This window comes from Methanomassiliicoccus sp. (assembly GCA_033485155.1).
In the GTDB taxonomy this organism is placed as follows: domain Archaea; phylum Thermoplasmatota; class Thermoplasmata; order Methanomassiliicoccales; family Methanomassiliicoccaceae; genus UBA6.
In genome coordinates this window covers 79894-91373 of the sequence record JAWQJJ010000005.1, presented here as the reverse complement: position 1 = coordinate 91373, position 11480 = coordinate 79894, and the positions used below count along the sequence as shown (strand labels likewise).

Genomic DNA, 11480 nt, shown 5'->3' with positions numbered 1-11480 from the left:
CCGTTTTAGTCCCGGCCAATCATATGAACTCGAAGGCGGCTCCGCAGTTGGAGCACACGATGTCTTCCTGCGCCAGGACAGCACCGCACTCTGGGCACCGGTCGCCGAGGATGGCCCCGCATCGGCACTTGTCCTCGCTGGGACCTACCGAACTCCCGCAGACCGGGCAGTTGCGAGGGACGAACATCCGAAAGGGCTCCCCGCAGTTGGCACATATCGCATCGCTCTCCTTGACCGGCGAACCGCACCCCGGACAGAGGAAGATGCCCCCATCAGCGACGAATATCGCGCCGCAGGCCGGGCACCCCGATGAGTTCTTGGAAACCCTCTCCCCGCATACCGGGCAGAGTGCGGTCTCCTCGACCATCGGAGCCGGTCCCTCGGTGACGGGAACGGGCACGATGGGTTCTGTCATCTCTCGGGAGGTGGCGCTCTCCCGCCCCTTGATGGCGAAGGTACGCTTGCAGTAAGGGCACCCGCTCAGCCGGGCCAGGCAGACCGAGTGGAACACTCTGCCGGAGCCGCAGCGGACGTACTCGGTCCCTTCCTTGATGCGTCCCATGCAGATCTGGCAGATTTCGACCTGGGCCTTCGCCCCGGTCACCATGATGCGGGGACGTTCGTTATGGGTTTTATCCTCATCACCACGGGGTCGACGGATGTAGATGAGCTTCCTGATCAGCTCCCCGAATCCGGATCCCCTCATAGGGACCCCAACGAGAGAGCGGTTCCAAACACGGGCGCTTTACCGCTGTTCCCCTTTAAGCCCCTTCTTTCTTTGTTAGTAGGGTTGATAATGAGACTGGCTCCCGTCAGGGAGATCCATCCGAAGGCTACTTACGAACGTTCGTAAAAAAATCCCTTGGACAACGAAACTTTTTTAAACGACCTTGCTAAAGTGGGTCCATAAAAAACGATGTGGGGCAATCTTCGATATGTTAATATACGAACATTCCATTTCCGGCAAAAAGCACCCAGGCCATGACCAATGTTCACACGCGAAAAAGCCGCGGTTCTTGGCCTTCGGAAGCTACTTGTCCAGTATGTCGGAATCGACCGGAAATGGACCCACTCGGGGGCCAGGTCCGGTTAGAGGAGGATCGATGCTCGTAAGCGGGACAGGAACAACTCTGAGGACCGTGAAAAAACTGGCCAAAGGACGCGTGTATTGTACATCATACATGGACGAATTATCTATGGAGAAGAATTTTGGAGGAGCATAAATGTCGGAAAAGACAGGTGCAGTAATGGTCGTCGGAGGAGGTATCTCCGGCGTACAGACCGCGTTGGACCTTGCGGAGTCGGGGTTCCAGGTCTACCTGATTGAGAAGACGCCAAGCATCGGTGGAGTCATGTCCCAACTGGACAAGACCTTCCCGACGAACGATTGTTCGATGTGTATCCTTTCGCCCAAACTGGTCGAGGCTGCCAGGCATCCGATGATCCACCTCATGACCATGTCCGAGGTCATCGATGTCGCCGGCGAGGCTCCCGACTTCAAGGTGAAGGTCCGCCACAACCCCCGCTACGTCAGCATGGACAAGTGCGTGGGCTGCGGTATCTGCGCTGAGAAGTGTCCAGTGAAGGTGCCCAACGAGTATGATGCTAACCTGGTGAACAGAAAGGCCATCTACATCCCCTTCGCCCAGGCTGTGCCGCTGAAGTACTCGATCGATTCTAGCAAGTGCCTTAAGCTTACTAAGGGCCGCTGTGGTCTGTGCGAGAAGAACTGCCCAGCCGGTGCCATCAACTATGAGGACAAGGCCGTCGAGGAGACCCTTGATGTCGGAGCAATCATCCTCGCTCCCGGGTTCTCCGTGTTCGACGCCCGCCTGAAGAAGGAGTACGGCTATGGTGAGTACCCCAACGTCGTGACCTCCCTCGAGTTCGAGAGGTTCCTGAGCGCCACCGGCCCATACGGTGGACATGTTGTCAGGCCTTCCGACCAGAAGACCCCTAAGAAGGTGGCCTTCCTGCAGTGCGTCGGGTCCAGGGACGAGAAGGTGGGCAACACCTATTGCTCCTCCGTCTGCTGCATGTATGCCATGAAGCAGGCGATCATCGCCGGCGAGCACACTGCCGGGCTGGTACCGCACATCTTCTTCATGGACATCCGTGCGGTGGGCAAGGAGTTCGAGGATTACCGCAACCGGGCCGAGAAGGAGTACGGCATCACCATGCACCGCTCCTCTAGGGTCGCCAGCATCTCCGAGGACCCTGTGACCAAGAACCTGACCCTCCGCTACTCCTCCAACGGGGATGTGGCCGAGGAAGAGTTCGACCTGGTCGTCCTGTCTCTCGGTCTTGAGCCCCCCAAGGGCGCGAGCGCGCTTGGCAAGATCTTCAACGTCAACCTCAACAAGTTCGGCTTCGCTGGTACCAATGTGTACAGCCCGCTCACCTCCAGCCGCCCCGGTGTCTTCGTGACCGGCGCCTTCGCCGCTCCCAAGGACATTCCGACGTCGGTGGCTGAGGCATCGGGCGCCGCCGCCAAGGCCGGTGCCTACATCTCCAACAAGAGGGGCCACATCGAGGAGGCTAAGATGGAGGAGCTGAACGTCGAGGGCCAGGAGCCCAGGATCGGCGTCTTCGTCTGCGACTGCGGCATCAACATCAAGGGGACCGTCGACGTGCCCAGCGTGGTCGACTACGTCAAGACCCTGCCCAACGTCGTGTTTGCGGAGGAGAACAAGTACTCCTGCTCCGCCGATACCCAGAGCAAGATCAAGGACACCATCAAGAAGGAGAACCTCAACCGGGTCGTGGTGGCGTCCTGCACTCCCCGTACCCATGAGCCCCTGTTCATGAGCACCCTGAAGGAGGCTGGCCTCAACCCCTACCTGTTCGAGATGGCCAACATCAGGGACCAGTGCTCCTGGATCCACATGGGCGAGCCCGCCAAGGCTACCCAGAAGGCCAAAGACCTGGTCAGGATGGCTGTGGCGAAATCCCGCCTGCTCGAGCCCCTGTACGAGTCCAAGCTGCCGGTAACCCACTCCTCGGTGGTCGTGGGCGGAGGCATCTCCGGTATGACCGCAGCCCTCGACATCGCCGCCCAGGGATTCCATGTGGACCTCCTGGAGCGCACCGGTGAGCTCGGCGGAAACGCCATGAAGATCTACCACGAGGAGGACGGCCGCAAGCTCCGGGAGTTCGCCAAGGAGCTGGTCACCCGTGTGAGGAACAACAAGAACATCACCGTGCACCTCAACACCGAGGTCAAGGACGTCGGCGGCTTCGTCGGCAACTTCAAGGTGAAGACCAACGACGATGCCGAACTGGAGACCGGAAGCATCGTTGTGGCGGTCGGCGCGGAGGAGTACAAGCCCAAGGAGTTCCTGTACGGACAGGACAAGAGGGTCGTCACCCAGCTTGAGCTGGAGGACCAGATGCAGAAGGGTTCCCTCGCCGCCAACAAGATCGCCATGATCCAGTGCGTCGGTTCCAGGAACTCTGAGGCGCCCTACTGCAGCCGGGTCTGCTGCGCCAACGCCATCAAGAACGCCATCGCGGTGAAGAAGGCGAACCCCAAGGCCGATGTGTACGTGTTCCACAAGGACATCAGGACCTACGGGTTCCGCGAGGAGCTCTACAAGGAGGCCGGCCAGGTGGGCGTTAAGTTCGTCAGGGTCCCCGAGGACAAGCCCCCCATGGTCACCAAGGAGGGCGACAGCCTGAAGCTGGTCGCGAATGACACCATCCTGGGCGAGGACATCATGATCAAGCCCGATCTGGTGGTCCTGAGCACCGGCATCCGGCCGCACCACGACAACGAGGAGCTGGCCAAGATGCTCAAGGTGCCGCTCAGCAAGGACAAGTACTTCCTGGAGGCCCACATGAAGCTCAGGCCGGTCGACTTCGCCACCAACGGCGTCTACCTCGCTGGTCTGGCCCACTGGCCCAAGTTCACCGACGAAGCCATCGCTCAGGCGTCCGGAGCGGCCGCCCGTGCCATGACTGTGATCTCCAAGCCCGAGCTGAAGAGCGAGGGTATCATCGCAGCGGTGAACGATGACATCTGCGACGGCTGCGCCATCTGCGAGCCGGTCTGCGAGTACAAGGCCATCACCATCGTGGCCGATCCCAAGAACCCCGAGAAGAAGAAGGCCATCGTCAACGAGGGTCTGTGCAAGGGATGCGGCTGCTGCGTTGCGGCCTGCCCGTCCGGCGCCATGGAGCAGAGGGGCTTCAAGAACCAGCAGATCATCGCTGCGATCGACGCCGCGCTCGAGGAGAGTGAGTGAACATGTCTTCAGCACAACACGGACACGAGGCCGCCCCAGCGGCGGCCAAGCCCGCGGAGGGCGGCTTCGAGCCTCGCATCATCGCCTTCTGCTGCAACTGGTGCTCCTACGCCGGGGCAGACCTGGCCGGGGTTTCCAGGCTCCAGATGCCGACAAACTTCCTGGTCATAAGGTCGATGTGCTCGGCTAGGGTCGACCCGGAGTTCGTCCTCCGGGCCTTCGCCAAGGGTGCCGACGGCGTCCTGGTATTGGGATGCCACCCCGCGGACTGCCACTACATCGGTGGCAACTACCGGGCCAGGAGAAGGATCGCCCTGCTCAAGATGCTCCTCGAGCAGTACGGCCTGGACCCTGACCGCCTGCACCTGGAGTGGGTCTCCGCCTCCGAGGGCGTGAAGTTCCAGTCCACGATCAAGGAGTTCACCGAGAAGATCAGAGAGATGGGGCCCAACCCGTTGACGGAGGCCGAGGGTGAAGACCCCCGCGGTGAGGGAGCTTCGCACCATTAGGAGGAAAAGGTGGAATCATGGCAAAAGTCAAGATAGCACAGTATTGGGGTGCCGGCTGCGGTGGCTGCGACGTGGCCCTCCTGGACATCGATGAGAAGATCCTCGGGGTCGCCGACATGGCCGACATAGCGTTCTGGCCCATTGCGGTGGACACCAAGCTCAAGGACGTCGAGGCGATGCCCGACAAGAGCATTACCCTGACCCTATACAACGGCGCGGTCAGGAACAGCGAGAACGAGCATGTAGCCAAGCTGCTCAGGCAGAAGTCGGCCATTGTGGTCTCCTTCGGCTCCTGCGCCTGCTTTGGCGGCATCCCCGGCCTCGCCAATGTGACCAATAAGAAGGATCTGCAGGACTACGTCTACAACAAGACCTTCTCCAGCGTTAACCCCAATCATGTGAGGCCCCAGCCTAAGTTCGAGGCCCCCGAGGGCGAACTGGAGCTCCCGGTCATGTACGACACGGTCCTCACCCTCGATGACGTCATCGACGTGGACTACTACATGCCGGGCTGCCCGCCGACCACCGACCAGATCAACTCGTTCCTGGCGGTCGTGGAGAAGCATGTCAAGGAAGGCGCCCCGCTGCCCCCCAAGGGTGCAGTCCTCGCTTCCCAGAAGACCCTTTGCGATGAGTGCGGCAGGACCAAGGAGGTCACCACCATCGACAAGATCAACATGCCCTATGAGATCGCCATCGATCCTAAGAAGTGCATGCTGGAGCAGGGTGTTATCTGTCTCGGACCGGCTACCCGGGCCGGGTGCGGAGCGAAGTGCCTGGATGCCAACCAGCCGTGCCGTGGATGCATGGGCCCGACCGCTGCGGTCATGGATCAGGGAGGCTCGATGCTGAGCGCCCTGGCCTCCATCTTCCGGACCGCCGACAACGAGACCCAGCTCAACGAGGATGAGATCCTTCAGCTGATGACTCAGATCAAGGACCCGCTGGGAACGTTCTACGCGTTCACCATGCCCAAGTCGATCATCAAGCGGAAAGTCAAGGAGAAGAAGGCAGGTGTTAAGCAATGACCGGTCCGATAATTTCTGAACCGACCCACAAGTCCGAGTCCAAGAGGATCACCATCGATCCCATTACCAGGCTGGAGGGTCACGGGAAGATCGAGATCTTCCTGAACGACGAGGGTAATGTGGCGAACGCCTACTGGCAGGTGCCCGAGCTGAGAGGCTTCGAGAAGTTCTGCATCGGCCGGTCGGTCGACGAGCTGAACAAGATCACCCCCCGTCTGTGCGGTGTCTGCCCTGGCGCGCACCACCTGGCCTCCACCAAGGCCCTGGATGGCGTGTTCAAGGCCGAGCCCCCACCCGCAGGGAGGAAGCTCCGTGAGCTGTTCTACGCCGCTCACTATGTCCACAGCCACATCGCCCACTTCTACGCCCTGGCGGCCGCTGACTTCGTGCTCGGCCCCATGGCCCCGGCGGAGAAGAGGAACATCCTGGGCGTCGTGGACGCGGTCGGCGTGAACATTGGCGCTGAGGTCATCAAGCACCGCTCGTGGGCCCAGAAGACCCAGGAGATGATGGGCGGCAAGGCCACCCACCCCGTGTGCGGCATCCCCGGCGGTATGAGCAAGCCTATCACCGAGGAGCAGAGGGCTCAGATCGAGACCTGGGCGAAGTCCACCGTTGACTTCTCCAAGTTCACCGCCCAGCTGCTGACGGATGTGGTGCTGAAGAACGAGGACTACCTCGCGCTGATCACCAACCCGGGCATCTACTACGACGAGACCTACTACATGGGCCTGGTGGACAAGAACAACAAGATCAACTTCTACGATGGCGATGCTCGTGTGGTCGACCAGACCGGTAAGGAGATGTGGAAGTTCCACCCCGACAAATACCTCGACTACATCGGGGAGCATGTCGAGCCGTGGTCCTACGAGAAGTTCTGCTTCCAGAAGAAGATCGGCTGGAACGGGTTCACCGACGGCCCCAAGAGCGGCATCTACCGGTGCGCTCCGCTGGCCAGGATCAACGCTTCGACCGGTTTCACCACCCCTCTGGCGCAGGACTACTACCTGCAGATGAAGGACTTCTTCAAGGGACTGGGCATCAACGGACCGATCCACCACACCATGGTCATGCACTGGGCCAGGGTCATCGAGCTGGTCCACGCGGCCGAGCTCATGCTCCAGCTGTCTCAGGACCCCGAGATCACCAGCAAGGACATCCAGACCCCGCCCGGAGAACCCGGAGAGGGTGTCGGCTGCCTCGAGGCGCCTCGCGGTACCCTCATCCACCACTATGTGGCGGACGAGAACGGTATCACTACCGACGTGAACCTGGTGGTCGGAACGACCAACAACAACGCCCCGATCAACCTGTCCGTCCGCAGGGCGGCCAAGGCGCTGATCAAGAACTGGCAGATCTCGCCCGGTATCCTGAACGAGGTGGAGATGGCTTACAGGGCCTACGACCCCTGCAACTCGTGCGCCACCCATACCCTGCCCGGCCACATGCCCCTCAGGGCCATCGTCAGGAACCCCGACGGGTCCATCTACCAGGACATCAAGAACTTCTAAACCCCTTTTTCCCAACTCTTTTCCTTTTTCACCTTTTTTTAGCAAGGATATCGAGCGATTTTATACTCTCCAGGTGATTGGCACCACATGAAGATCGATGTGCGGAAGCAGCTCCGCCCACTATATGACGCTCCCCGAGAGCCGGCGCTGGTGGAGGTGCCCCCGATGAACTTCCTGATGATCGACGGGACCGGCGACCCTAATGGCTCAGAGGATTATCGGCAGGCCCTCGAGGCGCTGTTCGGCCTCTCCTACACCTTGAAGTTCATGATCAAGAAGACCGAAGGGACCGACTATGGGGTCATGCCGCTGGAAGGCCTGTGGTGGGTCGACGATATATCTCTTCTGGACATGGAGAGGCGGGACAACTGGAGGTGGACGTCGATGATCATGCAGCCCGATATCGTAACCGATGATCGCGTGCGAGTGGCCACGGAGGAGTTGCGCAGGAAGAAGGATCCCGCCGCCCTGCCCAAGGTAAGATTCGAGCGCCTCGAAGAAGGTCTCGTCGCCCAGATCATGCACAAGGGACCGTTCGCTGACGAGCGGCCGACGGTCGATCGCCTGCACACCTTCGTGCACGAGTGCGGGCGAGAGTTGAGGGGCAAGCATCACGAAATCTACCTCAGCGACTTCAACAGGACGGCGCCGGAGAACCTTAGAACGATCATACGCCATCCTGTTGTGTAGGTCAGTAATATGGCCGGGAGCGATGGGGGAGCGTTCGTACCCGAGAGGTGCTCTGGACCATCAGGCTCCCAATGGTGCCCAGGTAGATCCCGTCGGTGAGGTACACCCGCCCCTCGCTCACGTCGATCGTTCCCTCCGAGAACAGTGGCCCTAGTAGTCTGCCTCGGGCGAGGTTGACCGGCGAACCGCCCAGACTGCGGTTGAACGCTGGTACCATGATGATCTCTTCCGGATGCTCCACATACCGCTTTAACGCCCCCTCCCGTACCGGGAGGCGCACCCAACACGGCTCCTTGCTGATGTTACCGAGGGAGTCCTCCAAGGCCACGGTGGGGTGGTTGTGGCCGACGATTAGCGTGCGGGCGGCCATGACCTCGGGGGACGGCCAGGTATGGCCATGGGCGAAGCCGACGTCCCCGATGCGGAACCCTGTGGACGGGTGGATGGCGACGCCATCGGGCAGGAACTCCTCGATATTGGTATCGTGGTTCCCCCGAACCAGATCAACTTCGCCGAAGTGGCGCTTGAGGGAGCGGAAGAACCCGGGGAGCTCTGCATGCTCCTGGTGGGTGGAACCAGGGACTTTGTTCTTTACATCGCCCAGCAGGACCAGCCGGTCGTGGGCGGCAGAGAGGGCGACGAGCTCCCGCTCCATGTGCATAGTGCGCGACGGCACGTGGACACCTTTGGCCCTCATCTCCGACTCCAGGCCGACATGGAGGTCACCGACGCAGATGATGTTCTGCGGCCCCCTGATCTCGAGGGCCAGCTGGTCGGGGATGGGAAGGATGTCGGTCATCGTCCCTCACTGAGCGAGGCCCCGGATAAAGCTATGCTCCTTCTCTTCATCCTTTCTGGAGGTCAGCGTCCCACCCTCAGCCTGTCGGCCAGGGAGCGAGGGAGACCGGAACTGAGGGTCCGCGCCACGACCTCCGAGATGTCGTAGGGCACCCTGCGGTACATCGCCCTCCGGGTCTCGGTATCGAAGATGGCGTAACAGGCATCAGGGTCCCCGTCCCGGGGCTGCCCCACCGAGCCGGGATTGACAATCGTCCCGCTCGTGTGCCGGCGGATGAATGGCATATGGGTGTGGCCCAGGACAAGAAGATCGCATCCGGCCATCTGGAGGAGGCCCTCCACGGCCTCGTCCTCGAAGGTGTAGTAGTCATCATCGAAGGGCGCCCCGTGGTAGACGGCGATGCGCACCCCGTCCTCCTCCAAGTACAGGTACCGGGGTAAGCTCCGGAGGAACGCCAACGACCGGGGGTCGATGTTCCTCGCCGTCCACTCCACGGCGCTGACAGCCATCGGGTTCATGTCCCTGCCCCCGGCATTCAGCACCGCCCGGTCGTGATTGCCCTGAATAGAACGGATCCCTCTCTCCAGGAAGAGGGCGATGGTCTCCACCGGGTATGGATAATAGCCGACCACGTCCCCGGCGCACAGAACGGGGTCCGCTCCCCTCGTCTCCATGTCATCCAACACCGCCCGTAAGGCGACGAGGTTAGCGTGGACATCGGAGATGAGGCCGAGCTTCATGGCCCTCTATCTTCCGTGCCGCTATTTCATTCTGGCGTCTCAATGGACCTTCTTCAGGCTACGGCGCAGGACCTCTGGCAGGTTGTCGATGACGTCGGTGGCCATGAGGCTGTACCCGATGCGATCGAAGGCCAGGTCCCCAGCCGCCCCGTTGGTGAAGGCAGCGATGCGCGCGGCGTTGAACGGGGAGAGGTGCTTGGAAAGCAGGGCGCCAACCTCTCCGGCCAGGGCATCACCGGTGCCCCCGACGCTCATTCCGGCGTTGCCGGTTCGGTTGAGCTTTGTCCAGCCGCCGTCGGAGATGACGTCGACCATGCCCTTGACCAAGAGGACCACCCCCAGCGTCCTCGCGCTCTCCGCCACCTCCACCATGCGGGCCTCCATCTCCTTTGGGAGCTCATGCCCGGTGAGTGACTGGTATTCGCGCGCGTGGGGGGTGATCACGCATTTCTTACCTTCCAACACCGAAGGGTCCTTGGCGACGGCGGCGATGGCATCAGCGTCGATGACCATCGGCAGCCCGCACCCCTTTACAATCTCCCTGACCGCCGTTCCGGTCTTCTCATTCATCCCCAGTCCGGGGCCGATGAGTACAGCGTCGGCGCTCTCCATCAACCGCCTGACCGTCGGTACGTCCTCCGGGCCGAGGACGTCCTCCGATAGCCGGTGGACGATCAGGTTGGGAGAGTAGGAAGCGATGGGCCCATAGGACATCCAGGGGGTGGCTATGTTGACCAGGTCCACTCCCATGCGGTATGCTGCCAGCCCAGCCAGGGCCGGCGCCCCGGTGAACGGCCCCCCGCCCACGATGAGCAGCTTCCCGCTCTCCCCCTTGTGGGAATCCTTCTGGCGGACCGGATAGTAAACATACTCTCCTGGCCCCACGTATCGCTTGGCGTCGACCGGGATGCCGATGTCCTGCACCACTATGTAGCCAGCGTTGTCCTGGGTCATGCCCTCCTTCACGTCAGTGAAGGTGACGGTGAGATCTGCCCTTATCTGCAAGTCCGTACCCATACCCGACGGTACGTCGACGGCGACGACGTAGCTCTTGGAATCGTTGATGCGATTGATGAGGGTGCGGTACGGTTCACGCACTTCCTTAAGCGTCCCGGTGCCCAGCAGGGCGTCCACCACCAGATCGAACTTGGAGAAGTTGACCCCCACTGACGATGAGGAGATGTGCTTGACCCGTTCGAAGGCCCGCTTGGCCGCATCCGTACGAATGTCCCCGGGGGGGTTGGCCAGCAGGACGGTGACATCGTTGTGCCGCATCAGGTTGCGGGCGGCCACGAACCCGTCCCCGGCATTGTTGCCAACGCCGCACACCACGGCAATCTTTTTGCCGGTGCCCACCTCCTTGGTGATGGTCTCGGCAACGGCCTCGCCGGCGTTCTCCATGAGCGCGTCGATGGGGACCCCGATCTGTTCGGAGTTGATGTCCAGTACCCGCACCTCCAGAAAGGGGAGCATAAAGCGGAGTATGATGCCGATGAAGTTAAAATTTGGCCTTGGCCGGATGGGCGACAGTTGAGCCAGGGGAGGGTCGGGAGGGCTGGCAGGCAGCGAGGGCTACCATTTAATACTGGGATATCATTCAAAATGCAGGACCAGTGAAGAGTAATTGAGCGATATAAAAAGGGTAGTTTTAGACGTACTGAAGCCACACCACCCCGGGATAGTGGAGCTGTCCCAGCGCCTTAGCGTGCTGTCGGGCACCTCTGGAGTAAACATCACCATCGTCGAGGTGGACCAGGATACCGAGACCGTAAAGATCACCATCGAGGGCAACGCCATCGTGTTCGATGATGTCGAGACTGCCATCACCGAGGCCGGAGCGGTCATCCATTCGGTCGACAGTGTGTCCGCGGGCAAGCGGCTGGTGGAAGAAGTAGAGACTCTGCAGGACCGCTGAACGCAACGGTCCTCTCCCCCGCCGACAAGGCGCGAGATCTTTTT

Annotated in this window: 10 protein-coding genes; 6 read left to right on the top strand and 4 right to left on the bottom strand. The window is 61.0% G+C overall.

The genetic code is table 11. From position 1 onward, the window contains the following. Positions 1 to 19: 19 nt before the first annotated feature. A complete protein-coding gene (locus SA339_08695; GenBank protein ID MDW5563289.1) occupies positions 20 to 706 on the bottom strand; it encodes a zinc ribbon domain-containing protein in 687 nt (228 codons plus the stop codon). A gap of 517 nt (positions 707 to 1223) precedes the next feature. On the opposite strand from SA339_08695, the gene SA339_08690 reads away from it, so the two are divergent. The 5 genes from SA339_08690 to SA339_08670 all read left to right on the top strand — a co-directional run bounded on the left by SA339_08690 (position 1224) and on the right by SA339_08670 (position 7982). After that, entirely contained in the window at positions 1224 to 4244 is a 3021-nt protein-coding gene (locus SA339_08690) for a CoB--CoM heterodisulfide reductase iron-sulfur subunit A family protein (protein ID MDW5563288.1), read from the top strand. Between the two features lie 2 nt (positions 4245 to 4246). Next, entirely contained in the window at positions 4247 to 4753 is a 507-nt protein-coding gene (locus tag SA339_08685; GenBank protein MDW5563287.1) for a hydrogenase iron-sulfur subunit, read from the top strand. A gap of 17 nt (positions 4754 to 4770) precedes the next feature. Continuing rightward, positions 4771 to 5781: an oxidoreductase gene (locus tag SA339_08680; GenBank protein ID MDW5563286.1), complete on the top strand. Its 1011-nt coding sequence runs from the start codon at positions 4771 to 4773 to the stop codon at positions 5779 to 5781. After that, positions 5778 to 7292, top strand: coding sequence for a Ni/Fe hydrogenase subunit alpha (locus tag SA339_08675; protein MDW5563285.1), 1515 nt, complete (start codon positions 5778 to 5780; stop codon positions 7290 to 7292). Before SA339_08680 ends, SA339_08675 begins: the two co-directional genes overlap by 4 nt. 87 nt (positions 7293 to 7379) lie before the next feature. Then, the gene (locus SA339_08670; protein ID MDW5563284.1) at positions 7380 to 7982 is read left to right on the top strand and encodes a GyrI-like domain-containing protein; all 603 of its coding nucleotides are present in this window, start codon (positions 7380 to 7382) and stop codon (positions 7980 to 7982) included. Position 7983: 1 nt separating this feature from the next. Here the strand turns inward: SA339_08670 and SA339_08665 are convergent, their stop codons facing one another. The 3 genes from SA339_08665 to SA339_08655 form a co-directional block, all read right to left on the bottom strand. Then, the gene (locus SA339_08665; protein ID MDW5563283.1) at positions 7984 to 8781 is read right to left on the bottom strand and encodes a metallophosphoesterase; all 798 of its coding nucleotides are present in this window, start codon (positions 8779 to 8781) and stop codon (positions 7984 to 7986) included. Positions 8782 to 8843: 62 nt separating this feature from the next. Beyond that, positions 8844 to 9521, bottom strand: coding sequence for a metallophosphoesterase family protein (locus SA339_08660; GenBank protein ID MDW5563282.1), 678 nt, complete (start codon positions 9519 to 9521; stop codon positions 8844 to 8846). A 39-nt stretch (positions 9522 to 9560) separates the two neighbouring features. Continuing rightward, positions 9561 to 10994: an NAD(P)H-hydrate dehydratase gene (locus SA339_08655; protein MDW5563281.1), complete on the bottom strand. Its 1434-nt coding sequence runs from the start codon at positions 10992 to 10994 to the stop codon at positions 9561 to 9563. A 151-nt stretch (positions 10995 to 11145) separates the two neighbouring features. Here SA339_08655 and SA339_08650 point away from each other — a divergent pair, with 151 nt between their 5' ends. Next, on the top strand, positions 11146 to 11436 hold the full coding sequence (locus tag SA339_08650) for a DUF211 domain-containing protein (protein MDW5563280.1): 291 nt from the start codon (positions 11146 to 11148) through the stop codon (positions 11434 to 11436). Positions 11437 to 11480: the final 44 nt, after the last annotated feature.